We start from the raw sequence: 25,414 nt of genomic DNA on the forward strand, positions 1-25,414 counted from the left end.
TACACGGTGGACCGCAAGGCGTCTCAGGTCGCTCCTCAGTTCGATTCCGGCCAGGGGACCGACACGGCTGTTCAAGCTCGTTCTAAAACGCCCGCAACCGCCCGCGAAGTGCTCGCCTTGAAAAAATGCACTTCCCCGTACATCGGTGTTCGTCATCCGATCCCAGAAGGTGGAGAAAGTCAAACGCGGCAGGATCGTCGCGGTGCACGACCCCAAGACCATCGAGGTGCTTGAGCTCCGCGTCGGCTACGTCAAGGATCGCTTCGGCAAGCTGTGCAGGCAGGACATCAAGCGTCCAGGCGGCTGCTTGGCATTGACCAAGACTGATCATTGTGCCCACGGATTCCGGACAACGTTCTCGACTCTGTCTCACCACGAAGAGATCAAGGACGCCAAGGACGGGATGGCGATGTCGTCGAGCTACAGCTCGCGCATCTCGATAACTCTACTGTAGAAGGTCTCCACAAGAAGCACGGACCGCTCGCGCTAATCGGCTCGCGGACGAAGCTGATGCAACATTGGGCCGATCGGATCGACCAATGGCTCGATCCCAAGAAGGTGATGCCGATCAAGGGAGCCGCGCAGGAATGAGGCAACCTCTCGTCTCGCTGGTTAAAGTTGCCCCTATTCAATCCATGAGAAGCTCGTGTGATAGTAGTCGACACTTGTGCATCTCGCGCCCCGCCATGCTCTTCAACGCGAAACCCTCCTCCGATCCTACGTTCCGAAGCTACGGTTTGCGTGGTGACTCAGGGTAACATCAGGGAACTAATGCCAACAGTCGTCGTCGCGCGATTCATTCCATTTACTGTCGCTTAGAACAGCGGGATACGATGGAGAAGCGGTGCGGCGGAGAGAGTGTCAGTCAATCCCCATTGAAAGATAAAGCGTTTTCCACTTTCCCAGACCAAAACCCACCATTTGAGCCACGGTCCAGTCCGAATTGCATTTCACCGGCGGCGAAAGCCTGACCGCACGTGACGATAGGCAACAAACGGCCCGCCAGCAAATCACGCCTTCGGAGAGGGAATTGGGCCAAGCAACTTTTCGATGCTCATGCCCAACGAGAGCAGATTCCTGTCGTCTCCCGGGAGGCCCTCGAACTCGATTGCGATGGGTAGCCCGTGTTCAGACAGCCCCATCGGAAGGACCAATCCGGGCATACCGGTTACCGGGCCTAACGACGTATTGCGACCGAAAGCCTCGAAGAACGATACATTCTTGCCGGCAATGTCGACTTCGCCGTCGACACCGATCCTCGGGGGCAACGCAGCTATCGCCGGGAACGCAAGTACCTCGATCCTTTGCTGGTTGAAGTGGGCGCGGACCGCTTCCTTCAATTCTTCCCTCTTAGCTATCATCGCGTCGTAGGCATCCTTGGGCGGACGCCCCGGCGGCATGGCAACCTTGCGGAAGAACTGACCTAGATGCTCCGAGACCTGCGAGAACATCTGGTCGAAGTTGATACCGGTTCCCTGCTGCTCGAGATACGCTGCAATCGTCGGATGACTTTCGTAGAGCATGATAGTCGCAGCCACATTGAAAGCGGACTTGAGCACGTCGGGAATTTCGGCTTCGACAATCACTGCGCCGCCGTCGCGCAGACGCCGAAACGTTTGCTCGGCCGTCTTGGCTATTTCGGGATCCAGGCCAGCCATGTAGAACGGCGGGACGCCAATCCTTACACCTTTGAGCGGCTTGGCCGGAAGGGGCGCAGTTTCTCCAGTTTGAACTGCGTCGAATAGGGCAAGATCCTCGACCGTCCGGGCTACACAGCCCCCCTGATCGAACTTGTTCGTGGTCAAGGGCATTATTCCATCTGCGGGATAGCGGCCATAGGTCGGACGCAAGCCAGAAACTCCGCACATGGCGGCGGGCACACGTATGGAGCCCAACGTATCTGCCGCGGTTGCGAGAGGCGCAATACGTGCCGCGACAGCTGCCGCCGCCCCCCCGCTGCTTCCTCCCGGGATTCGTTCGGGGTCATAGGGATTGTGGACCGGACCGAACGCTTCATTGTTGCTGGTCCAACCGAAGGAAAGCTCCGTCATGTTGGTCTTGCCCATCACGATGGCCCCCTGGTCGAGCAACCGCCTGACGAGAGCGGCATCGTTCGCCGGTTTGAAGTTACGAAGCGATTTGGTTCCATTTGAGGTCGGCAGAACTCGTGTGTTCATGCTGTCCTTGATCGGTATAGGGAGTCCGTGCATGAGAGCCAGTGGCCCACCCGATTGGCGTTTCTTGTCGGCGGCGCGAGCTGCCTCCAAAACCGCTTCGGGATCGAGTGTGATAAACGCGTTCAACGCCTTGTGGACACGCGCTCTTTCCAAAAGCGCTCCCGCATAGGCTTCCGCTTTAAGTTCTCCCCGTTGCATCGCCCTTATTGCAGCCGTCGCGGACAAATCGGGGGAGGTTTGAATCTCCGCGCTCGAGGTCGTTGGCCTCGTGGACGCAACCAGCGAAGCGGCTGCTCCTGCGAGAAATTCGCGGCGTCGTATCATGTTTCCCCCGTTTCTCGTCGCCATGTTCAGGCGTCGATGATTCAGCAATCGCTCGGCGAGCATAGGAACCAGGGCACTTCGTTGCTATCCTCAGGATTGAGGATGCGACTCCTCCTGTCCAGGCCTCTGCGATAGCTATCCGCCAAGCACGGCACGTACCCGCTGTTCGGAAAAACGCTTGGCGTAGCGCTCGACGACGTCGCAGGATCCCGATTGACAACGCGGTCGGACCGGCTCTCACCCCTAGGCTGTCTAAAATGGCTAGGGTTTCATCCTGTGCGCAAGCATGGTGCGGTTGCTGACGCTTAGCTTGCGAAACACGTGTTCGATATGTGTCCGCACTGTGGTCACGGAGATGGCCAGATGACGCGCTATCTGTTTGTCCATTAGGCCGGACGCTGCCAAACGTGCGATCTGCGATTCTCGAGCGGACAGGACGGCTGGCTCGCTCAGGCCGGCCGTCGATCGCCGATGCTGGCGGCTCCTGACCAATGCGGCGACGAAGGCAGGCCGCACGAGATCGAGAACTTGCAGATTCAGCTTCGAAAAGTCTTCCCGTCTCCGATCGCGCCAAATACGCAGATCTCCGATATTTTCCTCGCCGTCCCACGCAAAGAGGTTGACACCCCAATGCAACCCGTCCCGCGAAAGAAAGTCGTTAAAGAACTCAGTTTTGGCGAGTTCGGACTGCGGCATGACATCACTAACTTTCACTGCCGCTCGATGCTTCTGCAGGTCAGGCGTGATCGGATCGTGAAATTGATAGTGTTGTTCGTAGCGAACGAGATTCTCCGGATCCATGTGTAGATTGACCCGTTGATCGAAGCATTTGGTATCGGGTTGCCAGACGTAGCTGGCGCAGAACTGCGCTTCGAGCAATTCGAGCAATTCCGCCGCAACTTTGGCTCGAACTTCGCTCTCGGAATAAGGTTCGGCGAGCGTCTTCATGACGCGGGAAAGAGAAGAAACTTGACGGGCTGATAAGCGCACGCGTGTCCCGGGATTCAAAGATCAACAAGCAACGCATCACTCGAAAGTACCGGAAGCAATATTCTTCCTGTGAAGCGTGCACGACGTCTCGATATCTGTCAATTCGACGAATGCGACGGCGACCGCTTCGGTGGACCGTTCAATTTTCGCCTGAAAGATTCACTCCATGCACAAGATGACCGCCAAATGCGAGTAACTGCTTCACGTACCTCACAGGCGCGTCTTAGCGAGCGTCATTATGCAAAGCCAATTCAGTGACTTCGGAGCCATCTTTTACGCTTGCGAAAAATGCGAGCAAGCTGCGGCCGGGATTGCAACACGCCTGGCCAGCAGAATGCACCGATCGACTTAGGGGCTTCTATTCGTCGCACCTCAGCACCACCGTCACCTCGCGATGGCAAATGCGAAAGGCGCCAAGCCATGCGCGCGAATGACGGAAGGCACGAGGAGCGCCATCGCTTCCGGCCCGCGGGCCGAGGCTATATCCCCGAGATCTTCGATCCACTCAGGCCGCCAGCCCAGATCTTCCAACAGATCCTTGGCCACTCCCTTGGCATTCGCATCATCCCCGGAAACGAATACGGTAGGCGGCACCTTCAGGCCCGACGGATTTGTCATCACGGTGAACAGCATCGTGTTTAGCGTCTTGACGATTCGGGTTTCCGGCAGGGCTTTCTGGATCTGCTCGGCAAGACTACCGTTAGGATAAAGAAGGTTGCCAGGCATCCCGTTTTCGGCGCGCAGGGTCGCATTGGAAACGTCGATCAGGATCTTCCCTGCCAAGTCTTCCCGAAGGGAGCTCAGCATGTCCAGGGTGGTATGGCCCGGCGTCGCGTTGAAGATCACCGGCGCGGCGCGCGCCGTCTCCGCGTGACTCCCGAAGGAAACTTCGGGGCCTTGCCATTTCGCTGCGGCCGCCGCCACGCCAAGGACGCCGACCGACAGTGTGTAACGTGCGCCTGCGAGCTTGTTCGCGAGGGCCGTGGCGACGCGTCCCGAGCCCAAAATACCAATGTCTGCCATGAAGTACTCCAAAAGATTTGAAACGAGAGAAGGAAGCTTCAACGGATGGGCAGAAGGGCCCTGACCGCGGCCGCATGCACGCCCGGCGCTGCAGCCAGGAAGTCGCTGCTCGCAAGATTCCATGGACGGCCACAAACATCCGAGAGTATGCCGCCCGCCTCTTCCACGAGTAGCGCACCGGCCAGCAATCCCGATCGGACCTGACTGAACTGCCAGAAAGCATCCATCCTTCCGGCGGCGACCTGGATGAGTTGCAGTGTCGCCGGCACGGAGACGCGCACAACCAAGGCAGCTTCCAACATGGCCGTTACGGATTGCCCGATACGGCGGTGGGTGTCGTGGTCCTCGCCGGGCGCGGCCTGCCCGGTGCCGACCAGGGCGGCCTTCAGATCGCTCTTGGCTGAGTGATATAGCCGCGTGCCATCAAGATATGCACCATCGCCCCTTACGGCCGTATAGGTCTCTCCGGTCAGCGGCAAATGCACCACCGCCAGAACTGGGAGATTCTCGCGGACCAAGGTTGCGGTTACTCCCCAGTCCGTCATTCCGTGAACATTGTTTATGGCACCCTCAACGGGATCGGTCACCCACCATTCACCGGGAGGCAAGGCACCGCCTGCGAGCTCATCCTCAACCCATTTCGCGCTTGGACGCGCGGCCAACAGGGGGGCCTGCAGTAGACCCAGCGACACGTCGTCGTTATTGCCGATCGATGCATTGATGTCTTGTCGACTGGTTCGCCGACTATCGCGGGAAAAGCGGATCTTCATCTCGCTACCCGCAGATTGAACAGCAGCAACGACAGTGGGTAGCAGCGCCACGTCGTCTGGGCTCGCAGTCTTCACAACGTCCTGTCGCCGATCGCTCGTCGCGAACGTAGTGGGCGGGTTGGCAATCTGATTGGTCATTTAGGTTCCCGAAAGTGAGAAGATCATCCGCATTGACTTCATTTGTTATTTATACGAGCAATTGCTCACATGAAAAACTCGCATTTGACCAGGACGCGCCGCGCACGGCTAACCCCCCGGAAAAAGCCGGGCCAATTGCGCTCCTCTCAAACGGTTGAGGCAATATTGGAAGGCGCGGCTCATATTCTCGAAGGGCGCGGCTTGGACGGGTACACGACTAACGAAATCGCGGCTCGCGCCGGCGTTAGCATTGGATCGCTCTATCAATATTTCCCGACCAAGGACGCAATCACCCTCGCCCTGGTTCAAAGAGAATCGACGGCTCTGGTCGACGAGATAAATGCCGCCCTCTGCCTGGAAGATCCGAAAAGGGCGCTTAGAGAGATGATCGAGGCGGCGGTTCGCAACCAACTGCGCCGCCCAAAGCTGGCACGATTGCTCGATTTTGAAGAGGCTCGACTGGCGACGAGCATGCCGCCTTCAACGAACGCGGCGGCCGCCCGTGCCGGCATCATGGCGTTTCTGCAAAGGTGCTATGGTTTGCCAGCCTCGGAGACCAGGACCGCAACCCTCGACGTGATGGAGATAATCAGAGCCCTGACCGACGCCGCCGGCACCCGAGAGCACGTCGATGCAACGTTGTTGGCGGACGCTATCGAGGGAGCGTTGCGTGGATATCTGGGTGTTCGGTGCGGGACGGTGTGATACGCTGAGAGATTGAATACTCGCGCTGTCAGGCAACTATATCGGGCTTCTCACTAAGGCCGTGCCAGGTGGTTGGGCAAAAGCGAAACGGAGCGCGGAGATAATTGCGCTCGCCTGAGATGATCGGATCAGTTGCACAAGTTCGTCGATCTCGATCGTCCAACCCGTCAGTGCTGACAATGGTCGCCTATCATTAGAGTGTTACGCGGTACCCGAGCGCACCAGAAAAAACGGTCGGGCGCATAGGTTTGCACCCATGCGTCCGACCTAGTCTCGGGAGAACTCCCAGAACAATAAAAAACGCTTTCAAGACGGCCGAGATCGGCGAGGCATGGTAGTTACATTCTCCGCCCTACGCCCTCCCAGAGATCGCAAGGGCGTTTTCGAGAAATGCTTGGCTACCGTCACCTTTGATAATTCCACAAAAGAGCCCCACCTGTCGTCAGAAACTGCGTCGGTAGATGGTGTAATTTCATAGCGCGTTCAAGCAGTTCACACCGGATCAATGCCGAGTTGTTTCACTGCATCGATCCAGATCGGCCCCTCGGTCTTGTAGACCTTCAGGAACGTCGTCCGGTCCTGTGCGGCCTCGTCGATTGCGAAAGTGTCCAGCATCTTCTGCACAGCCTCACCGCTGCCAGCCTCGACCATCAAACGTGAAAGCAGTTCAACCCGGCCCTGGGGCATGTCCGCCGGTCCCAACAATCCGGTCCACCCCACAGCCTGGAAGACCTTTGCCGTGTAACCTTGCTCCAAAAACGTTGGAACGTCGGGTAGTTTCTTCATGCGTACCGGCGACGGCACAGCAATAGCACGCCCCTTGCCGGTTTCGAATGCAGGAACAGCCGCCTGATAGCTACCAGTCGCTAGTTGAATAGAGCCGGAAAGAAAGTCGTGCCACATCGGGGCCTCTCCTCGATATTGAGCGACTTCCAAGTCGAGGCCAAACTCCTGCTTCAGTTGGATCGCCACGATATGCGCGAACGAACCCGTGCCATATGATCCTGCCGTTATCTTGTTGTTGCGTGCGTAATCGATAAACTCCTTTAGCGTCGTAGCTCCGGTCGAGGCATGGACGATGAGAGGCAGGTGGCCAGATGGCGTCATCGAAATGAACGCGAAGTCCTTGTCGGGATCATAGGGCAGAGTCTTGAAAACGACCCTGTTGCCCAGCAGCGTGGACGAGTTCGTATACAGGAGCGTGTTTCCATCCGGGTCCGCCGACTTGACGTACTGAGCCGCCGGAATCCCGCTCCCGCCGGGCTTGTTCTCGACGATAACCGTTTGGCCGAGTTTCGTCGAAATATACTCGCCGTAGACGCGGGCGAATGCATTTGTAAGTCCCCCGGGCGCCGCCGAGACCACGATCTTGATCGGCCGTGTCGGCCAGGATTGCGCCCGAGCCGAAGCAAATGGCGCCGCAGCGATCGTTGCCGCTCCGACCTTGATCACATCGCGTCGCGAAACCTTTTTCATAACATTCTACCCCTTCCGCCCTCTCGGCTGTCGCTGGGTCTGTGTCATCGAGCGTTCACAATCTGAGAACGGTCGATCTTCGCCGATTCATCCAGGGCGGGGGGCTTAGCCGAAGAAGATTGCAGTTCTCCCTTTGACTTGCTCAGACCTCGAAGCCCCTTACGAGAACAAGAGAATACGCGTTAGTTTTCGACCTTTAGCCCAGTTGTTTGGACAACGGATTGCCACTTCTTGAATTCAGATCGTAAGTACGCTTTTGCTTCATCGCTCCCGCCATACCGCGGGTCGGCATAAAGGGCGGCGATGAACTTCTGCACACTGGCATCTTTTGTTATCTCTTCGACTGTTGCGCTCAACCGAGTAACGATTTCGGGGGGTGTGGTCGCCGGCGCCACCAGTAGAAACGTCGCCTCAACGTCAAACCCCTTGAGGCCGGATTCATCCAGCGTCGGAATGTTTGGCAACGCAGCCACACGGCGCTTCCCTGTCACTGCAATGGCTCGTAATCGTTTGCTTTCTACCAACGGTAGAGCCGTAGAAATATTTCCGAACATCAAGTCGATCCTGCCGGCCATTAGGTCGACTTCCGCCGGTGAGATGCCCCTGTATGGAACATGGGTCAGATCCACCCCCGCAGTTGCCTTGAACAGTTCGCCTGCCATGTGGACCGATCCACCGGTTCCTGGGGAGCCGAAGGTCAGGTGCGAGTCTTTCTGCTTGGCCGCGGCAATCAGATCCGAAACTGATTTGATGGGTGAGCTTTCTGGGACGACAAGCAGATTGGGGTTGGATGCAATAAGCGCGATCGGCGTCAGATCTTTCTCGAAGTCGTACTTGTTCAGGTTAAGAGCCGCATTAATCGCAAGATAGTTCGCAGCCATTAGGATGGTGTAGCCGTCGCCGGAAGCCTGCGCGATCGCGGTGGCTGCTATGTTTCCGCCGGCCCCTGGCCTGTTTTCGACGATGAACGGTTGTCCGAGTTTTTCGCCGAGCTTTTGAGCATAGACGCGAGCGTACGAATCGGTGGCTCCACCGGGACTGTACCCAACTACAACAAGGACTGGCCTGGAGGGATATGGACCGGCGGCATGCGCCGTTCCGGCCAGCACTACGCTGAGCGCCAATGCCTTAACCCACGAAATAATTTTCATTCTTGTCTCCGTCTAAAGCGCGGGCTTGGAGGGACGCTATTTAGAGAAGATCATTTCCGCCAATATGTTTTTATCCCATCATTCATATCGTATTGATATATTCGACCGCGGCCGCAAAAACTGAAATAGACTCACGCTTCTCGCTGGGACAGCAACGATATGAACATACGCGCGCTACAGTATCTTTTAGCCATTGCGGATGAGCGAAATGTAACCCGAGCGGCCGCTCGGGTTCACATTGAGCAAGCTCCACTTACCCTCGCGATGAAGCGGTTGGAAAAGGAGTTGGGCTTTCAACTCTACGTGAGGTCAGCGGGGGGCGTTTCATTAACAGAGGCCGGCGAGCATTTTTGTGTGTACGCGAGAGAAGCTGTCAAAAGCTTGGAAGACGGGATTGCGATCGCCGCCTTGGCCCAGCACGGACTAGTTGGTCGACTGCGTATCGGCTACGTATCGTCAGCGACCTACTTTTTGTTGCCACGAATCCTGCGCGCGTTCCGGGAGGAATTTCCGAATATCGTAATCAATCTTCGGCAAATGGCCACCAATGAGCAATTTCAACAACTCAGTACGGACGATCTCGATTTTGGCTTCGCTCGTTCGGCGGACGAGACCCTAACTCTCGGTCAGAATGTTATTGCCACAGAACCATTTATCTGCGCTATCCCCAAGGGCCATCCATTAAGCAAAAAGACCCGCTTGCACATCGACGACCTGAAAGGGCAGCCGTTGATCATGCTTCCACCGCGATCTGGCACCGGAACATATCAGCAGCTTTCAAACGTTTTCGCGCGGGCCGGGTATCGACCTACTGTCGTCCAGGAGGTTTCTCAATTGGAAGCGTCTATCGGGCTTGTAAGTTCCGGCATTGGAATAGCCATCGTGCCTTCATCATTGCGCTGCATGGCAGTTCCCGGAGTTTTGTATCGGCAGCTTACGGGGATCCAAACCCTGGCGGAATTTCATCTAATTTGGAACAAGGAAAAGTTGACAGCCGCAGGTAAGCATTTTTTGGCGATTGCGACCAAATAGCATTGGACGCTCTGCTAGCGTTTGTCGATACGCGGCCGCAAGTCCGAAGTGTTTCGGGTGATAGTTGCCGGTGAACTCTGGCATTCCAATCGCTTTATCGCGAGAGTAGTAGCGCGCGTATATTCATATCAAAGCGATATACTAACTTTGACCAAAAAATATTGGCCGGCAGGGCTAGACGTTCGTACGTCTGCTACAGCGTCACGCAACAACAAAGAGACCTTGAGTTACGCATCGACCGGCATTGCCCAATCGACGCATCTGTCCGGCGAGATGTTCAAGCGCGCGGCGAAGATCGAAATGCAGCACGTCCCTTACCGCGGCGGATCGCAGGCGGTGCAGGACGTGATCGCTGGCAGGGTGCCGCTGATGATTAACGGCCTTGCCTCCACCCTCCCCTTAATTGCGGACGGCCGCCTTCGGGCAATCGGCGTGACCAGCATCGACCGCTCGCCAGCGGCTGCTGATATCCCGACGTTGGCGGAACAAGGATTGCCGGGGTTCGACGTGACCGCTTGGTATGGGCTTTCCGCGCCGGCCAAGACGCCGCCCGCAATTGTCGAGGAGCTAAACAGGGAGATTAATGAAATCCTAGCGCTCGAGGACATCCGCAAGCAGGTCCTCGTCAACGGCGCAACGCCCAGTGGGGGCACGCCCGAGGCCTATCAGACATTCATTCAGTCGGAGCTCGATCGGTTCGGCGCGCTGGCTAAGGAAATCAACTTGTCGATCAATTGACCGCGGCATCGCCGCAAGCCGTCGCACGGCAAAAGAGGACTGCGCGGCAAATGCGCGTGTGCGAGGGTGAATCGAGCAACGATTTCCGCTCACGTCGCGACGTGCCAAAACGCCTTCCAGAGCTTCGGGCCGGGGTAGGCACATCAGCTCTGGTGCGAGAATGACGCCGCGCTCGGCTTCGATCTCGCAAACTGAAACAAAATCACAAGAAGGGACTCACACATCGCATCGTAGTCTTTGTAGACGGCCGGTCTGCTCAACTTTCTTCAATCACCACTCCATAGGATTTTTCAATGAAACTACGACACGAGCTTCTCGCATCCCTCCTTGCATCATCGCTTCAGCTCGGGTCTGCGGCCGCCGCGCCTCCGGCTGGTTCGGTTCCTGCCAGGACCGTGGTGCTGGTTCACGGTGCCTTCGCGGACGGATCGTCGTGGAATAAGGTGATCCCGTTGCTCGAAAAGGCTGGGTTAAAGGTCGTCGCGGTGCAGAACCCGCTCGATTCACTGGCGAGCGATGTCGCCGCGACAAACCGTGCTATCGCGAATGAAGAGGGGCCGGTCGTGCTAGTCGGTCACTCCTGGGGCGGCGCCGTGATCACCGAAGCCGGCGTGAACGAGAAGGATCGTTCGCTAGTCTATGTTGCGGCCTATGCTCCGAAAGAGGGACAGTCCGTCCTCGATACCGTCAAAAGCTATCCGCAGATCCCGGGCCGGGCCTTCTTCGTGAAGGAGGACGCGGGCCATGTGAAGATCAGCGACGAAGGCATCTTCAAGCATTTCGCCGCGGGCCTCCCGCGGCCTGAACAGCAACTCGTCGCCGCTACCCAGGGGCCTTTGAACGGCGCGGCATTGGGCCAACCCGTCAGTCACCCGGCCTGGACCAAGACGCCGTCGTTCTTCGTCGTGGCAGGCAATGACACGATCATTTCGCCCCAACTCGAACGAGACGAGGCCAAGCGCATGAACGCCGTCACGGTGGAAGTCCCTTCCAGCCACGTCGCCATGCTCACTTACCCGAAGGTTGTCGCGGACCTCATCATCAAAGCCGCCAGATAAATCTTGAAGGATTGGCCGCTTAGGCGCTCTGATCCGGCAATTTATAAAACGACCAGTCTACTCAGATGCTCTACTCCCGGGCAGGGCATTTCCCGGACCATTCGGCCCTTTCCAAGCAAGGACTAGCCCTATGAAGATTCTTATAATCCTCACCTCGCACGACCAACTCGGCAATACTGGCCGCAAGACCGGCTTCTGGCTCGAAGAGCTTGCGGCGCCTTACTACGCGTTCCAGGATGCCGGTGCAGACATCGTGCTCGCGTCCCCCAAAGGCGGCCAGCCGCCGCTCGATCCCAAGAGCAACGAGCCCGCCAATCAGACCGACCTCACGCGTCGCTTTGAGGCGGACGCCAAAGCAACTGCCCAACTCGCCGCCACGGTGCGTCTCGACGGCGTCAAGCAGGTGGATTTCGACACCGTGTTCTATCCGGGCGGACACGGTCCACTGTGGGATCTCGCCGAAGACAAGAATTCGATCGCGCTGATTCAGTCATTTATCGCGGCTGATAAGCCCGTCGCACTCGTCTGCCACGCGCCCGGCGTTCTGCGCCACGTGACAACGCCAAACGGCAAGCCGCTGGTCGATGGTAAAAAGGTGACGGGTTTTACCAACACCGAAGAAGAAGCCGTCGGTCTGACAAACGTTGTGCCGTTCTTGGTTGAGGACGAACTCAAGGCCAAAGGCGGTAACTATTCCAAGGGGCCGGATTGGGGCGCCTTTGTCGTAACAGATGGCCTTCTGATCACCGGTCAAAACCCGGCATCGTCCGGCCCGGCGGCAAAGGCGCTGATCGACAAACTCGCCAGCAAGGCTGCCTGACGCGACGATTCCGGGAGGGCATCGCCTTCCTCCCGGAACACCACTCTGAATTCTAGAACGAAACCGCGCGCCAATCTCACCTGGAGGGGCGCGAACGATAATCGAAATCCTCTATCCCTCGAAAGCACATCATGACGATCTACTCGCTCGAGCAGATCAAAGCTGCTGGCTGGCTCAAGCAATCCAATTATATCGGCGGCGCATGGGTCGCTGCCGATGACGGTCGCATCATCGGTGTGGATGATCCGGCCACCGCGACTCGGATCGGCGACATCCCGTGGGTGGGCGCCACTGAGACACGCCAGCCATCGACGCGGCGCACACCGCCTTCAAAGCGTGGTCCGGCGGGCGAACGCGCTGCGTTGCTCGGTCGCATGGCGGACGCCTTATCTCTGAGCCGTCAAACAACCTGACACTTGTCGCCTCGCGGTTCCCGCGAGGCGGTTTGTTACACTAGTGCAGACTGATGATCCGGCGCGTGATCGCGACATTGGTGGTGGCCTTCGAAACTGGGATCGCGTTCGATTGACTGCGGCGCTGAAGATCCTGACGGCGATGTGATTGTCGGTTTCTGCAGGCAGTCGCCTGATGCGGAAACGATGTTCCGGCGACGCTACGCCGGGGAACGCGGTCTGCGCTGGATGTACTTGGCCAGGCAATAGAGCGGCATCCATAACGCTCATGCCTTTTGTGCCGACAATTCGCGACTCCTTAGATTGAGTATACGGATGTCATAGTCCTGTCGGCTTTGCTGACTGTGCCACTCCGACACAAGAGACGATTGACGCTTGGAAGTTGACGCTCCTGGTGGCAAATGCGCGCTGTCGCATGCGGGCTCATATCAAATCGATATCGCCGTTCCGACTAAAACGTATTGGTCGGCTCCGCTCGATGTGAATACGCCTGTCGCATCGACACGCACTGCCACGTCGTCACCCGAAAAGGTTGACGAGGCGGGTTGATTTACTGCCGATGACCTCAACCAGAAATGAGAGACCATATGAAAATCACACGCTGCGATAATATTCCTGCCAATCGAGCTTCGGAGAAGACGTTCACCGGCATCGTGCATTCCGAGCCTATCAACACTGCGCCCGACCCAGCACGTGTGGCAGCCGCTCGGGTCAGCTTCTTGCCCGGCGCCCGGACTGCTTGGCATCACCACCCCTATGGTCAGACGCTCTACGTCACTTCGGGCACAGGACTCGTGCAGATCCACGGAGAGCCCGCCAACCTTATTCGAGCAGGAGACTCCGTATGGATCGCTCCCGGAGAAACGCACTGGCACGGTGCCACGGCTCGAACGTCGATGACGCACATCGCGATTCACGAGCGATCGGACGGTTCGTACGCCTCATGGCTCGAGCACGTCACCGACGACCAATATGCGGCCGCACAGCTCAACGCGGAATAATCGGAAACAACCAACGTAGCGCGTCGTGTTCGCCATACCAGCGGCAGCGTGTCGATTTGGGCGGCGGCTGTTACCATTCACATACTCTTTAGAGACACACCATGAAAAGCATTGGATTCATCGGCCTGGGTAACATGGGCGGGCCTATGGCTCTGAACGTCTTAGCCAAGGCTGGTCGGGAAGTCGTCGTGTTCGATACTCGGCAGGAGGCTATGGCGTCCTGCGTGAAGGCCGGCGCGCGAGCGGCCACCGACGCCGCTTCGTTGGCGAAGGAATGCGATGTCATTTACGTTTCCCTTCCCACGCCGGGATTGGTCGAAAGCGTCTTGACCGCAGAGAACGGCTTCATAAGCGGTGCCAATCGCGACGCCGTCGTAATCGATCTGAGCACCAATTCCCCGTCCGTTGCCAAACGCGTCGAGCGGCGCCTATCGCAATCCGGTGTCGCTTATCTGGAATCGCCCGTGACTGGCGGCGTTGCGAAGGCGAAGGACGGAACGCTTACGATCATGGTCGGCGGCGATGAAGCGGTCTTCCAGCGTAGCGCGAACCTATACGGTCACATTTCGACGAAGCCTGTATTTGTTGGACCGACCGGCGCCGCGTCGACCGTAAAACTAATCAACAATATGCTCGTTCTTTGTAATTTGGCGGCGGCGGCCGAGGGAATGGCGATGGCGGCAAAGGCTGGACTCGATCTGGAGAAATTCGCAGACGTTGTCAGGAATGGATCCGGTTTTAGTGCTGGCTTTCGCCTAATCGCAGGAAAGCCAATGAACAACGACTTCAGCCCCCAGTTTGCGCTTGAGCTAGCACACAAGGACTTCGCCCTGGCAGTTGCGCTGGAAGCCGAGTTGGAGATTCCTTCGATCATGAGTAGCCCTGCGTTGTCTATTCTCAAGATTGCACGCAACCTTGGCTACGGCGCTCTCGACTGTTCAGCCGTACTGAAGGTCTACGAAGGTTTCACCGGTGTTGAGGCGCGGATCAAGACGCCTGATATAGGCCAATGATGCCGCCCCTAGACTGTATGGGCTGTTGGTCACAGCACATTTCCTCTCGATCGGAGCCAGAGTGGCTCCGTCGCTTTCTCTATCACCTACCAAGGCGGTCGCACAGGTGAACAAAGCGGATTTGCGCTGTAGTTCAGAGCGACAACGGTTCCGCTAAGGCTTGCAGGCAAAATCACAACAAACTCACCGGGAGGGAACAACGATGAAGATGACGCGACGCGAGGCCGTGGCTTCTATATTGATCGCTGCGGGCTCAAACACTTCGTTGTTTGCCGCCGATGAGGCCATTGGCATCACACCGACCGAAATCAAACTCGGCCAGACGTTGCCGTATTCTGGCCCAGCATCATCTTACGGTGTCATTGGAAAGGCGCACGCAGCGTACTTTGCAATGATAAACGACGGCGGCGGGATCAACGGACGAAAAATTACGCTCGTATCATTTGATGATGCTTATAGTCCGCCAAAGACAGTCGAGCAAACCCGCCGTCTCGTCGAACAAGAAGAGGTCGCACTGATCTTCGGTAGTACTGGTACTCCGACAAATCTCGCAGTCCGGAAATACTTGAACAGCAAGGGCGTTCCAAGTCTTCTGCTCACCGCAGGTGCGACAATTCTTACTGATCCAAAGAACTACCCTCTTACGATGACGTGGCAACCGAATTACTTCGATGAAGCATCGGCATATGCAAAGCGTGTTTTGCAGGAGAAGCCGGGCGAACGGATTGCTATCCTCTATGCCAGGGATGATTCAGGCAAGGATTACGCCGAGGGTTTCAAAGCGGGACTTTCCGATAAGATCTCTCTTCTTGCAGAAGAAGCGACCTACGAAACCTCAGATCCTACGGTTACGTCGCAACTCGCGCGCCTTAAAGCGTCGGGCGCTACCGTGTTCTTCTTTCACTCAACGCCGAAATTTGGTGCACAGATTCTGCGCGGCATTTACGACCTCGGTTGGAAACCGGCCACTTTCGTCGCGTCGGTCACAAGTAGTATCGCTGGCACTATCGAACCGGCGGGGCTTGAGCGAGCGCAGGGCATAATTTCATCCGCATTCCTTAAAGACCCAAATGATCCAGAGTGGTCTGACGACCCGGAAATGAAGGCGTGGCGCGCCTGGATGGCCAAGTACAATCCCCAAGGTGACGTGAACGACTTGCTCAATGTGAATTCCTACGCGCAGGGCGCCGCAATGGTGAAGATTCTGGAACGGGCAGGAAGCGATCTCTCTCGGAAGAACATCATGTCGATCGCTACGAACATTAACTTCCGCGTTCCCCTATTGTTGCCGGGCATCTCTCTTGAAACGAGTAGAACTGACTATCGCCTAATAAAAAAGGTGAGACTGATGCGATTCGAAGGAAAGCGTTGGGTGCTTCTGTCCGAGTGAGGGTTGAAGACGACGCATGTGCAATCTTGCAAATACTTCGGCCGTTACGGGTTACCTCGAGATATTCACTCAGATACTGGCCGGGATTCGTAGCGATGAGGGGTTCACCGCTCCCGTCCTTGGGCGCCGGTCGTTCTCGCGATCACCTGATGCTAACCCAAGGCTACCAGTTCTGTTGGTTCTCTCACGACATCGCTGCCCCCAGCGCGGTGCAATGCATCTGCCTGCTTCGGCCGCTTTGTGAGAACGAGATGGTGGATGACCAAGCATGTCCTGGGCGCACGCCGTTGACCTGCAGCAGCTCCGGTTTGCGGTCGCAGCCGCCGATTGTGGGAGTATTCGGCAAGCTGCCGAGTTACTGTCCGTTCGACATTCGATCCTGAGCCGGTCCATCCGTCAGCTTGAGCATCTGATCGGCGTTGCCGTATTCGAGCGCTCGGGCGGAGGTGTAAAGCCAACGCCCGCGGGGCTAAGCGTTCTCTGGATGGCCAGATTAATTCTGGAACAAGTTGATGTGCTGGTCGCAACAGCAAAATCGAATGGACGTGGGGAAGCTGGCCGCCTTTCGATCGGCTTTTGTACCTCCATTTCCGCGGGTAATCTGCGAGCGACACTGATCGAATACAAGAATCGGTTTCCTCGAATAGAACTCGCCACCGTCGAGCGGTCGCGAGCAGGCCTGGCAACTGCACTACGGAACGGTACGGTCAACATTCTACTCGTGACTGGGGAGGTGCCGCTGCCCGACAATAACGTTCGCGCCCTCTGGAGTGAGCGCATCCTGGTTTCCCTGGCGGAAAATCATCCATTGGCCGCGCGCAGCGTGATCCATTGGACGGACCTACGGAACGAGACCATTCTATTGAGCCAGCACGATCACGGAAGTGAACTCGAGGATCTCTTGATCTCAAAGCTTGTTTCCCCTGAAGATCGCCCAAAGATCGAGCGCCATGACGTCAGCCGAGGTATTATCAAGAGCCTCATCAGCATGAATCTTGGGATCAGCTTAGTCCTGGAATCAGATGTTGGCGCAAGCTTCGCCGGCTTGGTCTACCGCGAATTGCGCGATGGGACCGGTCCGACGCACGTGGACTTTTCGGCACACTGGCGAGCCGATAACGACAATCCTGCCTTGGGTGGTTTTCTCAAACTCTTGGCTGAACGCTACCCTCTACTGACCTCAGGCGAATGAACCGCGCGCCGGAGCTTCGCAAAGCCACGATCCGTAGCCATGAATCGCGCGAGCATGGGTGCGATAAGCTTACCCGGTTCGACGATGGGTTGGCCGGATTCACTTGCGAGGGCTTTCGCGTAGGCCAGCAGGTCTCGGTGCACCGAAGCTGGCAGTTCAGCGCTGACCTTGACCGGTCTTTCGTCTGGAAGCTCCCCAATCTTAAGTTTGGTCATATCACCCTCTGTATGGCTCGAGAACGATATCGCGATTGACAATCACTCGCACGGGCAACCCTGGACGGATGGTCAGAGTCGGCTGAATATTCAGGCTACGGCGGACAACCTGCTGGCCAGTTTGATTCAGTGAGTCCCCTGCCCCGTGCCGCAAAGCCTGGATGATGGCACTATCGTTGCTGTTGGTGTCGGAGCCCGCGCCGAGTTCGGTGCCGACAGCAAGCAGCGTCGAAAGGGCAGCGGCTTTGAGCAATTCGCCCCAATGGTTGTCGACTTCGTCTTCGAGGCCGGCATATCCTGCCGCGTCTGCACCCGGTTGCCGCTCAAGAACAATCGAACGACCGTTCGGCATGATAAGGCGAGTCCAAACCAGAAGGACGCGAGACTGGCCGAACGTGACCTGGCTGTCGTAAACGCCGATCAAGCGCGCCCCCTGCGGGATGAGCAGAAGGCGCCCGGTCGGAGAATCGAAGACGCTCTCTGTGACCTGTGCAGTGATCTGGCCGGGAAGGTCCGATCGGATCCCGGTGATCAGGGCTCCCGGAATGACAGTTCCAGCCTGCACGATATACGGTGAAGCCGGCTTGGCGACGCGGTCGGGGCTTACTGTACGGCGATCCACGGATGCATTGACGAAGGCGAGTTTCCTGTCCTGACCATTCTGCGCGGATCCTTCGTCGCTATTGGTAGTCGAGATCGATGGAGCATTGCGGTCGCTCCCCTGAGCCGCGGCAGCGGGCGGACGCTTTTCTCTCCCATTCGTCGAAGCGAACAAATGGCTTACTCGGGCTGCTTCGGTTTCCTGGTCCCGGCGCTGCTGTTCCGGATCCACAGCCGTAGCGCCGATCGTCGGTGGCTGGGCCTGTGTGGCTAGGATCGGCCGACCAAGGTCTCCAGGGAGCGGCGGTCCAAGTTGTGGAATAGTAGTGTAGTCTTTCGGTAGCGCCGTAATGCCATCGGCGACGTTATGATGGTCGGTACTGTACAGTTCATCGGCCGCCTGGTTCAAGGAGCGATTGTTGTGCAGCGACCACAACACAGTTCCGCCGATGAAAAGCAAGGCAACCGCGCTCCCTACCGCCAGAGCCTTCCGCGACAACCGTGTCACACGCGGGCGCTCCGCTCTTAATCGGAAGCTCCCGGACTTCTTGTCCGATGCTTGCGCTGGACTCGCCTGCTCGTGATCGCTCCCATTCTGGGCATTCATGACGACGGCCTCCCGTCAGTCCTGACAATTCTGACCTTTTGCTGGCGCTCACCCCCGAGTCGTAGTTCTGCGGCTGCAAACAGCCGATCCACGATCAACACATTGCCGTATGCGCGATAGTTGACGAGTTCGGTCTTGCCGTCCGGGCCGATGACGAAGAGCGGTGGCATCTCGCCTTGCACGATACCTTTAGGGAATTCGACATAGACCTTGCGGCCATCGTCATACGCGGCTACCGGCCGCCAGGCTGGCTTGTCCCCTTCAATCGCGTAGCGGAAGATGCGCTGCGCTGGCTCCGGAAGAACGGGCCTCAAAGCGACTGAACGCGATCGCTCCTTCACTGTTTCCGGATAGTACCAGGCAACGGATGGCATGTATGGCCGCTCGCGGGAGCGGAGCTCGATCAGGTAGGTGCGCCGGTCGGTATTGACGACCAGGTTGGTCTCGATCGATGCGCGGGTCGGCTTGACCAGGATATGGACGCGCCGCGTGTCGCCGCTCCCGCTCTCGGTATCGCCCACGACCCAGCGTACGGTATCTCCGGCCGCGATGGGCCCTGATCCCGTCAACTGCTCGCCCTCCTCGAGCGCGATATCCGTGATCTGTCCGGGAGCGGCGTATATCTGGTACAGCGCGCCCGGGCTGTAAGCGTAGATTTGCGCCGCGTTGAAATATCCCCGCTTGCGCGGTTCGACACGCGCCGCGCTGTTTGCCGTCTCGACCCGGCTCACGGGCTCAGCGTCTTCCTTTTCTCCCGACTTACCTCCGAGAGCCGGTTTCCAAAGCGGCGGAACGTGAGGCGGCCGCGTCCTATCATCCAGAGGGGGTGGCGGCGCCGACGGCGGAGGGACTTCTGCGTCGTAACTGATCTCCGGCGGTATGTAGGTCGCGCACCCGCCGAGCACCGACGAACAAAGCAGGAGAGCGGACAGAAACGCTCGCTTGGCGGTCACGAACTCGCACCAAGTCGAATTGAGCTTGGCGTTCGGATTGGGGCGCTTCAAATGAACGTCAGACTGCGTCTTGGTCACTGACTCAACTCCTTCGACCAGTTGATGGCGCGGACGTAGACGCCAAGCGGATTCTTGCGCAGGCGTTCGGCATCGCGCGGCGTCTCGGTCACGATCGTGAGAATGGCAGTCCAACGCTCGGTCGTACTCAACGAGCCGTTGTCGTAGGTGCGCTGGGTCCACGCGATCCGGAAACTCTCTGAAGACGCGCGTATGACGCTCGAGACGTCGACGGAGATTTGCGCCTTGCCCAACTTGGCAAAGGGGTCATTGTTGCGCGCGTAGTCATTGAGTGCGGCCGCTCCGCGATCAGTCGTAAAATCATAGGCCCGGAGCCAGTTTTGGCGCAAAACGATGCCGTCGGCCGGCAGGCCCCTGACGTCCTCGATAAAACGCGCCAGATGGTAGGCGATCTGAGCGTCAGTGGGTTGATAGTCGAAGTTGGCCGGCGCAACCCTTTGGGCCTGGCCGAGATGATCGACTTCGACCACCCATGGCGTGATCGATCCCTGGCTCGAATGCCAGACAAGGCCCCCAGCGAGGCCGGCGGACAGCATGAGGCAGCCGAACGCCATCAGGCGCCAATTCTTGGCTTGCACGCGCGCCGAGCCAATGCGTTCGTCCCAAACCTGCGCCGCCTTTTGGTAAGGCGTAATCGGCTCGGGCATGCGCCCGTAATGAACGGAAGGTCGTTTGAACATCTATAATTGCCCCTGAGATGAAGTGACCGGTTTCAAGTCGTGCGGTATCCGGATTTCCGGTGCGGTCCGTGACGTGTGACGAACGCGCATTGGCCGCGCGTCAGCGCTCTCCTTCCGACAAATCGACGGAAGAGCCGCTGCCGCCGTGATCGCCTGAGCGGACCGCCTGTCCGGCTGCCGACGCGCCATGCCGAATGGTCTCGGCACGCTTCATGCGCCGCGCCCAATCGGGCTGCCCTTCGGCCGAAGTGCTCGCGGCGTGCTCGCCCGCTTGCCCACCTCCGCCGAGGGCAGCCCCGACGCGGCGCAACGGGCTCACGGCAGCCGAGCCACCAGCTTCCACAACGCCGGCAAGGCCGCCGCTCCGATAGGCGGCCGATGCGCCGCTCAAGACGGCACCGCCAGCGCGCGTGCCGCTTGCAATTGCGCCGCCAGCAAGACCCGCACCACCTGCAGCAAGACCTGCGCCGGCAGCAACAACGCCGCCAGCGGCGAGGCCCGTTCCAATCGCGGCGCCAGCGCCAAGCTGCGGACCGCCGGAAACCAGGCCGTTTGCAATACCCGGACCGAAGATACCGAGGCCCAGCAAGGAGAGCGCCGCGAGCACCAGCGTCATAGCGTCTTCGATCGTCGGCTGGCCGCCAGCAAAGCCAGAGGTGAACTGAGAGAACAGGGTCGATCCAATGCCGACAATGACGGCTAGAACCAGGACCTTGATCCCGGACGATATGACGTTGCCCAAGACCCGCTCTGCCGCAAACGCAGTCTTGCCAAACAAGCCAAAAGGAATGAGGACGAAGCCGGCCAGCGTCGTGAGCTTGAACTCGATCAGGGTGACGAAGAGCTGGATCGCCAGAATGAAGAAGGCGAGCAGCACCACGACCCACGCGAACAGGAGAACGACGATCTGGACGAAATTCTCGAAGAAACTGATGTAGCCCATCAGGTTCGAGATCGAATCGAGCAGCGGTCGACCAGCATCGAGCCCAACTTGGGCGATTTTTCCCGGTCGCAGGAAATCCGATGCGGAGAGGCTTGCGCCGGAAGCTTTCAGGCCAAGACCGGCAAAGCTCTCGAAGACGATGCGCGCCAGGCTGTTCCAGTTGCCGATGAGGTAGGCAAAGACGCTCACGAACAATGTCTTCTTGACGAGGCGCGCGATGATGTCCTCGTCCGGCCCCCAACTCCAGAACAACGCGGCGAGCGTGATGTCTATCGCGGCAAGGGTCGTTGCGAGATATCCGACATCGCTACCCAGCAGCCCGAAGCCGTTGTCGATATAACGCGTGAACGTTTCCAGGAACTGGTCGATGATTCCGGTGCCGGTCATGGCTTGCTCGCCTCAGGTATCGCTACGTGCGGATATCCTCGCGGGATCCGGCTCTGATCCTTTGGGGCGGGCGCCAAACCTGCGGCGGAATCACCGTGGCCAAGAGCCTCCGGACCATCTTTCTTGCCGAAGAAGCGACGGCGGTTTTCGTCCCAAACCCGCTTGCAATGTTGATAGCCTGCCGTGTCCTCCGAAGTGACGCTGCGGCAGCGTGCGAGGTCTGAGCTCGTTGCGGCTGTCGTCTGCTCTGCCTTGAGCGGCGGCGGAGATTCCTCCCCGCCACGAAGTTGAATCGTGCAGGCAGCGACGGCGAATACGCCGATTGTCGTAAGTAGCGACAACGCCTTGAACACTCTTACATCGGTCATCAGTGGAACATCCGCACGTCTTGGGACTGATATCCCTGTCCGGGAGTCAGGAACCGCCTCAGCTGTTCTCGCCCCTGATCCTGGGCCGAGGCGCGCTGAGCTGCTTCCAGGCTCTGCGCCCTGCCCTGCGCCGCCACGGCGGCTGTGAGATCGGCGAGTTGTTGCGCCTGGAGCGCCAGGATCTGATTGCCGGCCTGGGTTGCCTGTAGGGCGCCACTGGCACCCTGGCTCGAAGTTACGAGCGCCGACGTCTGGATGCGATTGGTGTCGAGGTTGCCGACCACACCGGCCTGGACGCGAAGAGAGTCCTGCAATGCAGCAACAGAGTTCTGCCACCGCGATTGAGCGTTGGTGATCAACGCCTGGCTGGACTGGCTGCCGGTGACCGGCGCATAGCTGGTCGAGAACGCGCGATCGATCTGCTGGACGTCGTAGGCAATGCGCTGGGCCTGGGCCAGCAATTGCTGGGTCCGCTGGATCGATGATTGCAGTTGCTGCAGCGACGAGTACGGCAAGTTTGCCAGATTCTTTGCCTGATTGATCAGCATCTGCGCTTGGTTCTGCAGCGAGGTGATCTGGTTGTTGATCTGCTGCAGCGCCCGCGCCGCGGTCAGAACATTCTGGGCGTAATTGTTGGGATCAAAGACGACCAACTGCGCTCGTGCCGGTACCGTGAGGCCAAGCGCCAGCGCGACGGTGCCAACGGCAGCCAATAGGCCAAGACGCCTCATCCTATTTCTCCAGGTTGCCGAGATTGGGGATCAGGTCGGTGGCCCAGGCGATGCCACGGTTCTGGAGCCAGGCCGGCACAAAGCCGTCAGGTCCATGTTCGGCGAGGAAATGCGCGATGGCGGCCTGGTCTGTCTTGGAAGAGGCTGCGGTGAATGCGAGCGCAATCTCGCCAAGGCCAAGTTCGAACATCCGGTTGCCCCGGCGGGACTGGCAGTAGTAGTCGCGCTTTGGCGTTGCCCGGCTCAGCAGCTCGATCTGGCGATCATTGAGGCCGAAGCGACGGTAGATCGCAGTGATCTGCGGCTCGATGGCGCGTTCGTTCGGCAACAGCAAACGCGTCGGGCAGCTCTCGATGATCGCCGGCGCAATGGCAGATCCGTCGATGTCCGAAAGCGACTGGGTGGCGAAGATCACGGACGCGTTCTTCTTCCGAAGCGTCTTCAGCCATTCCCTGAGCTGGCCGGCAAAATCCTCGTCGTCGAGGGCAAGCCAGCCTTCGTCGACAATCAGGAGCGTAGGCCGGCCGTCGAGGCGATCCCCAATGCGATGGAAGAGATAGGCCAACACGGCCGGGGCCGCGCTAGTCCCGATCAACCCTTCGGTTTCGAACGCCTGGACCGAAGCCTCGCCAAGCCGCTCAAATTCGGCATCAAGCAGGCGCCCGGAGGGGCCACCCAGGCAATAGGGTTGTAAGGCACGTTTCAGGGAGTTTGATTGCAGCAGGACAGATAGGCCCGTCAGCGTGCGTTCCTGCATCGGCGCCGAGGCTAGCGACGTCAGCGCTGACCACAGATGATCCTTGACCTCCGGGGTGATCTCGATCTTTTCGCGTGCCAGGATCGCCGCGATCCATTCCGTCGCCCATCCGCGCTCCATGGAATCGTCGATCCAGGCCAACGGTTGCAGGGCGACAGAGTTTTCGCTTCCGTCAGACAATGCTCCGCCGAGGTCATGCCAGTCGCCGCCCATCGCGAGCGCGGCCGCCCGGATCGAACCACCGAAATCGAACGCAAAGACCTGAGCGTTCGGGTAGCGGCGGAACTGGAGCGCCATCAGCGCCAGCAACACAGACTTGCCGGCGCCCGTCGGTCCCACGACCAGGGTATGGCCGACGTCGCCGACGTGAAGCGAGAATCGGAACGGAGTCGAGCCTTCGGTCTTCCCGAACAGGAGGGGTGGACCCTTGAAGTGAGGATCCCTGGCCTCGCCGGCCCATACGGCCGACATCGGAATCATGTGGGCGAGGTTGAGGGTCGAAACCGGCGGTTGCCGCACGTTGGCGTAGACGTGCCCGGGCAGGCTGCCGAGCCAGGCTTCAACGGCGTTCACCGTTTCGATCATGCAGGTGAAATCGCGACCTTGAATGACCTTCTCGACCAGGCGGAGTTTTTCGTCGGCAGCATTGGGATCACCGTCCCATACGGTGATGGTTGCCGTGACAAAAGCTTGTCCGATCTGATCCGACCCCAGTTCCTGCAGCGCCGCGTCGGCATCGATCGCCTTGTTGTGGGCGTCGGTGTCGAGGAGCGTCGACGCCTCGTTGGTCATGACCTCCTTAAGAATGGCGCCGATCGATTTTCTCTTCGCGAACCACTGGCGGCGAATCTTGGTCAGCAGTTTCGTGGCATCGGTCTTGTCGAGCATGATCGCCCGGGTCGACCAGCGATACGAGAATGGCAGCCGATTCAGATCGTCCAGAATTCCCGGCGTCGTCGCGCCCGGAAAGCCGACAATCGTCAGCACTCGCACATTGGCTGAACCCAGCATCGGCTCGAGCCCGCCGGTCAGCGGCTGGTCGGCCAACAGCGCGTCGATGTACATAGGAATTTCGGGCACCCGAACCCGATGACGCCTGGTCGAAATCGTCGAGTGCAGGTAGGTCAGCGTGTCCTGATCATCGAGCCAGGCGCATTCGGGCATGAATCCCTCGACAAGCTGCAGCACGCGGTTGGTTTGATCGACGAACCCGCGGAGCACCTCGCGCGCATCGGCTCCAACGGCGCGATCGCGGCCCTCATAGAGCAGGCGCTCTGCCCTGGCGGCCCCCTCCTCCGGCGGCAGATAGAGGAAGGTCAGGAAATAGCTGGACTCATAGTGAGCACCCGCCTCCTCGAACTGCGCTCTGCGTTCGGCGTCGACCAGTGCAGACGCGACATCCGGAAAGTTGTTCGGCGGGTAAGCACCCGCAGAATGACGCTGCGCCTCAACGAACACGGCCCAGCCCGATCCCAAGCGACGCAGGGCGTTGTTCAAACGACCGGAGACGCCAACAAGTTCAGCCGGTACCGCACTGTCGAGGTCAGGTCCCCGAAACTTCGCTGTCCGTTGGAAAGAACCGTCCTTGTTCAGGATGATTCCTTCATCAACCAGAGCTGCCCAAGGCAAGAAGTCGGCGAGACGCGCGTTGAAATGGCGGTATTCGGCGAGATTCATCATGACG

25 protein-coding genes are annotated in these 25,414 nt (G+C 58.6%); 11 read left to right on the forward strand and 14 right to left on the reverse strand.

The genetic code is table 11. The features are described from left to right. Positions 1-169: 169 nt before the first annotated feature. Positions 170-454, forward strand: coding sequence for a hypothetical protein (locus tag ABIE49_RS11740; protein WP_354066763.1), 285 nt, complete (start codon positions 170-172; stop codon positions 452-454). A 556-nt stretch (positions 455-1,010) separates the two neighbouring features. Here the strand turns inward: ABIE49_RS11740 and ABIE49_RS11745 are convergent. The 4 genes from ABIE49_RS11745 to ABIE49_RS11760 all read right to left on the reverse strand — a co-directional run bounded on the left by ABIE49_RS11745 (position 1,011) and on the right by ABIE49_RS11760 (position 5,422). Further along, the gene (locus tag ABIE49_RS11745; RefSeq protein ID WP_192740158.1) at positions 1,011-2,501 is read right to left on the reverse strand and encodes an amidase family protein; all 1,491 of its coding nucleotides are present in this window, start codon (positions 2,499-2,501) and stop codon (positions 1,011-1,013) included. A gap of 261 nt (positions 2,502-2,762) precedes the next feature. Beyond that, on the reverse strand, positions 2,763-3,491 hold the full coding sequence (locus ABIE49_RS11750) for a helix-turn-helix transcriptional regulator (protein WP_210337541.1): 729 nt from the start codon (positions 3,489-3,491) through the stop codon (positions 2,763-2,765). Positions 3,492-3,875: 384 nt separating this feature from the next. Then, a complete protein-coding gene (locus ABIE49_RS11755; protein WP_192740159.1) occupies positions 3,876-4,514 on the reverse strand; it encodes an NADPH-dependent F420 reductase in 639 nt (212 codons plus the stop codon). Positions 4,515-4,552: 38 nt separating this feature from the next. Next, positions 4,553-5,422: an inositol monophosphatase family protein gene (locus tag ABIE49_RS11760; RefSeq protein ID WP_192740160.1), complete on the reverse strand. Its 870-nt coding sequence runs from the start codon at positions 5,420-5,422 to the stop codon at positions 4,553-4,555. A gap of 69 nt (positions 5,423-5,491) precedes the next feature. Between ABIE49_RS11760 and ABIE49_RS11765 the strand changes: the two genes are divergently transcribed. Further along, entirely contained in the window at positions 5,492-6,127 is a 636-nt protein-coding gene (locus ABIE49_RS11765; protein ID WP_210337542.1) for a TetR/AcrR family transcriptional regulator, read from the forward strand. A gap of 492 nt (positions 6,128-6,619) precedes the next feature. Here the strand turns inward: ABIE49_RS11765 and ABIE49_RS11770 are convergent, their stop codons facing one another. Next, positions 6,620-7,603: a Bug family tripartite tricarboxylate transporter substrate binding protein gene (locus tag ABIE49_RS11770; RefSeq protein WP_192740161.1), complete on the reverse strand. Its 984-nt coding sequence runs from the start codon at positions 7,601-7,603 to the stop codon at positions 6,620-6,622. Positions 7,604-7,785: 182 nt separating this feature from the next. Then, the gene (locus tag ABIE49_RS11775) at positions 7,786-8,754 is read right to left on the reverse strand and encodes a Bug family tripartite tricarboxylate transporter substrate binding protein (protein ID WP_192740162.1); all 969 of its coding nucleotides are present in this window, start codon (positions 8,752-8,754) and stop codon (positions 7,786-7,788) included. Positions 8,755-8,913: 159 nt separating this feature from the next. Here ABIE49_RS11775 and ABIE49_RS11780 point away from each other — a divergent pair, with 159 nt between their 5' ends. The 9 genes from ABIE49_RS11780 (at position 8,914) to ABIE49_RS11820 (ending at position 17,411) form a co-directional block, all read left to right on the forward strand. After that, the gene (locus ABIE49_RS11780; RefSeq protein WP_192740163.1) at positions 8,914-9,786 is read left to right on the forward strand and encodes a LysR family transcriptional regulator; all 873 of its coding nucleotides are present in this window, start codon (positions 8,914-8,916) and stop codon (positions 9,784-9,786) included. Positions 9,787-9,843: 57 nt separating this feature from the next. Continuing rightward, complete coding sequence (locus ABIE49_RS11785; RefSeq protein WP_354066764.1) at positions 9,844-10,524, forward strand: tripartite tricarboxylate transporter substrate-binding protein; 681 nt, start codon at positions 9,844-9,846, stop codon at positions 10,522-10,524. Positions 10,525-10,817: 293 nt separating this feature from the next. After that, positions 10,818-11,582 (forward strand): alpha/beta fold hydrolase, encoded by a 765-nt coding sequence (locus ABIE49_RS11790; RefSeq protein ID WP_192740165.1) that lies wholly within the window; start codon positions 10,818-10,820, stop codon positions 11,580-11,582. 130 nt (positions 11,583-11,712) lie between these two features. Continuing rightward, positions 11,713-12,402 (forward strand): type 1 glutamine amidotransferase domain-containing protein, encoded by a 690-nt coding sequence (locus ABIE49_RS11795; RefSeq protein ID WP_192740166.1) that lies wholly within the window; start codon positions 11,713-11,715, stop codon positions 12,400-12,402. A 131-nt stretch (positions 12,403-12,533) separates the two neighbouring features. Further along, positions 12,534-12,815 (forward strand): hypothetical protein, encoded by a 282-nt coding sequence (locus tag ABIE49_RS11800; protein WP_192740167.1) that lies wholly within the window; start codon positions 12,534-12,536, stop codon positions 12,813-12,815. A gap of 587 nt (positions 12,816-13,402) precedes the next feature. Then, positions 13,403-13,816, forward strand: a complete 414-nt coding sequence (locus ABIE49_RS11805; protein WP_192740168.1) for a (R)-mandelonitrile lyase — start codon at positions 13,403-13,405, stop codon at positions 13,814-13,816. 101 nt (positions 13,817-13,917) lie between these two features. Next, complete coding sequence (locus ABIE49_RS11810) at positions 13,918-14,829, forward strand: NAD(P)-dependent oxidoreductase (protein ID WP_192740169.1); 912 nt, start codon at positions 13,918-13,920, stop codon at positions 14,827-14,829. 202 nt (positions 14,830-15,031) lie between these two features. Continuing rightward, entirely contained in the window at positions 15,032-16,219 is a 1,188-nt protein-coding gene (locus ABIE49_RS11815) for an ABC transporter substrate-binding protein (protein WP_354066765.1), read from the forward strand. Positions 16,220-16,487: 268 nt separating this feature from the next. Beyond that, the gene (locus ABIE49_RS11820) at positions 16,488-17,411 is read left to right on the forward strand and encodes a LysR family transcriptional regulator (RefSeq protein ID WP_192740170.1); all 924 of its coding nucleotides are present in this window, start codon (positions 16,488-16,490) and stop codon (positions 17,409-17,411) included. On the opposite strand, the gene ABIE49_RS11825 is transcribed toward ABIE49_RS11820, so the two are convergent. The 8 genes from ABIE49_RS11825 to trbE all read right to left on the reverse strand — a co-directional run bounded on the left by ABIE49_RS11825 (position 17,384) and on the right by trbE (position 25,410). After that, positions 17,384-17,626 (reverse strand): DUF2274 domain-containing protein, encoded by a 243-nt coding sequence (locus ABIE49_RS11825; RefSeq protein ID WP_192740171.1) that lies wholly within the window; start codon positions 17,624-17,626, stop codon positions 17,384-17,386. The genes ABIE49_RS11820 and ABIE49_RS11825 overlap by 28 nt on opposite strands. 1 nt (position 17,627) lies before the next feature. After that, positions 17,628-18,833: a TraB/TrbI/VirB10 family type IV secretion system protein gene (locus ABIE49_RS11830; protein WP_192740172.1), complete on the reverse strand. Its 1,206-nt coding sequence runs from the start codon at positions 18,831-18,833 to the stop codon at positions 17,628-17,630. Beyond that, positions 18,830-19,864: a P-type conjugative transfer protein TrbG gene (gene trbG, locus ABIE49_RS11835; RefSeq protein ID WP_192740173.1), complete on the reverse strand. Its 1,035-nt coding sequence runs from the start codon at positions 19,862-19,864 to the stop codon at positions 18,830-18,832. Before trbG ends, ABIE49_RS11830 begins: the two co-directional genes overlap by 4 nt. Continuing rightward, positions 19,861-20,544, reverse strand: coding sequence for a conjugal transfer protein TrbF (trbF, locus tag ABIE49_RS11840; protein WP_192740174.1), 684 nt, complete (start codon positions 20,542-20,544; stop codon positions 19,861-19,863). The genes trbG and trbF overlap by 4 nt, the downstream gene beginning before the upstream one ends. 100 nt (positions 20,545-20,644) lie before the next feature. Continuing rightward, positions 20,645-21,874: a P-type conjugative transfer protein TrbL gene (trbL, locus tag ABIE49_RS11845; protein WP_192740175.1), complete on the reverse strand. Its 1,230-nt coding sequence runs from the start codon at positions 21,872-21,874 to the stop codon at positions 20,645-20,647. Further along, positions 21,871-22,242 carry a putative entry exclusion protein TrbK-alt gene (trbK-alt, locus tag ABIE49_RS11850; protein ID WP_192740176.1) on the reverse strand — a complete coding sequence of 124 codons (372 nt, stop codon included), beginning with the start codon at positions 22,240-22,242 and terminating at the stop codon, positions 21,871-21,873. Before trbK-alt ends, trbL begins: the two co-directional genes overlap by 4 nt. Continuing rightward, positions 22,242-22,973: a P-type conjugative transfer protein TrbJ gene (gene trbJ / locus ABIE49_RS11855; protein WP_192740177.1), complete on the reverse strand. Its 732-nt coding sequence runs from the start codon at positions 22,971-22,973 to the stop codon at positions 22,242-22,244. The genes trbK-alt and trbJ overlap by 1 nt, the downstream gene beginning before the upstream one ends. Position 22,974: 1 nt before the next feature. Continuing rightward, the gene (trbE, locus tag ABIE49_RS11860) at positions 22,975-25,410 is read right to left on the reverse strand and encodes a conjugal transfer protein TrbE (protein ID WP_192740178.1); all 2,436 of its coding nucleotides are present in this window, start codon (positions 25,408-25,410) and stop codon (positions 22,975-22,977) included. Positions 25,411-25,414 lie beyond the last annotated feature (4 nt).

This window comes from Bradyrhizobium sp. OAE829, assembly GCF_040546575.1.
In the GTDB taxonomy this organism is placed as follows: domain Bacteria; phylum Pseudomonadota; class Alphaproteobacteria; order Rhizobiales; family Xanthobacteraceae; genus Bradyrhizobium.

Bases quoted from the DNA above. Each gene is read 5' to 3' on its own strand.
- ABIE49_RS11745 (WP_192740158.1), bottom strand. From the start codon at position 2,501: ATGATACGACGCCGCGAATTTCTCGCAGGAGCAGCCGCTTCGCTGGTT.
- ABIE49_RS11755 (WP_192740159.1), bottom strand. From the start codon at position 4,514: ATGGCAGACATTGGTATTTTGGGCTCGGGACGCGTCGCCACGGCCCTC.
- ABIE49_RS11760 (WP_192740160.1), bottom strand. From the start codon at position 5,422: ATGACCAATCAGATTGCCAACCCGCCCACTACGTTCGCGACGAGCGAT.
- ABIE49_RS11765 (WP_210337542.1), top strand. From the start codon at position 5,492: ATGAAAAACTCGCATTTGACCAGGACGCGCCGCGCACGGCTAACCCCC.
- ABIE49_RS11770 (WP_192740161.1), bottom strand. From the start codon at position 7,603: ATGAAAAAGGTTTCGCGACGCGATGTGATCAAGGTCGGAGCGGCAACG.
- ABIE49_RS11775 (WP_192740162.1), bottom strand. From the start codon at position 8,754: ATGAAAATTATTTCGTGGGTTAAGGCATTGGCGCTCAGCGTAGTGCTG.
- ABIE49_RS11780 (WP_192740163.1), top strand. From the start codon at position 8,914: ATGAACATACGCGCGCTACAGTATCTTTTAGCCATTGCGGATGAGCGA.
- ABIE49_RS11790 (WP_192740165.1), top strand. From the start codon at position 10,818: ATGAAACTACGACACGAGCTTCTCGCATCCCTCCTTGCATCATCGCTT.
- ABIE49_RS11795 (WP_192740166.1), top strand. From the start codon at position 11,713: ATGAAGATTCTTATAATCCTCACCTCGCACGACCAACTCGGCAATACT.
- ABIE49_RS11800 (WP_192740167.1), top strand. From the start codon at position 12,534: ATGACGATCTACTCGCTCGAGCAGATCAAAGCTGCTGGCTGGCTCAAG.
- ABIE49_RS11805 (WP_192740168.1), top strand. From the start codon at position 13,403: ATGAAAATCACACGCTGCGATAATATTCCTGCCAATCGAGCTTCGGAG.
- ABIE49_RS11810 (WP_192740169.1), top strand. From the start codon at position 13,918: ATGAAAAGCATTGGATTCATCGGCCTGGGTAACATGGGCGGGCCTATG.
- ABIE49_RS11815 (WP_354066765.1), top strand. From the start codon at position 15,032: ATGAAGATGACGCGACGCGAGGCCGTGGCTTCTATATTGATCGCTGCG.
- ABIE49_RS11820 (WP_192740170.1), top strand. From the start codon at position 16,488: ATGTCCTGGGCGCACGCCGTTGACCTGCAGCAGCTCCGGTTTGCGGTC.
- ABIE49_RS11825 (WP_192740171.1), bottom strand. From the start codon at position 17,626: ATGACCAAACTTAAGATTGGGGAGCTTCCAGACGAAAGACCGGTCAAG.
- ABIE49_RS11830 (WP_192740172.1), bottom strand. From the start codon at position 18,833: ATGAATGCCCAGAATGGGAGCGATCACGAGCAGGCGAGTCCAGCGCAA.
- trbF (WP_192740174.1), bottom strand. From the start codon at position 20,544: ATGTTCAAACGACCTTCCGTTCATTACGGGCGCATGCCCGAGCCGATT.
- trbL (WP_192740175.1), bottom strand. From the start codon at position 21,874: ATGACCGGCACCGGAATCATCGACCAGTTCCTGGAAACGTTCACGCGT.
- trbK-alt (WP_192740176.1), bottom strand. From the start codon at position 22,242: ATGACCGATGTAAGAGTGTTCAAGGCGTTGTCGCTACTTACGACAATC.
- trbJ (WP_192740177.1), bottom strand. From the start codon at position 22,973: ATGAGGCGTCTTGGCCTATTGGCTGCCGTTGGCACCGTCGCGCTGGCG.
- trbE (WP_192740178.1), bottom strand. From the start codon at position 25,410: ATGATGAATCTCGCCGAATACCGCCATTTCAACGCGCGTCTCGCCGAC.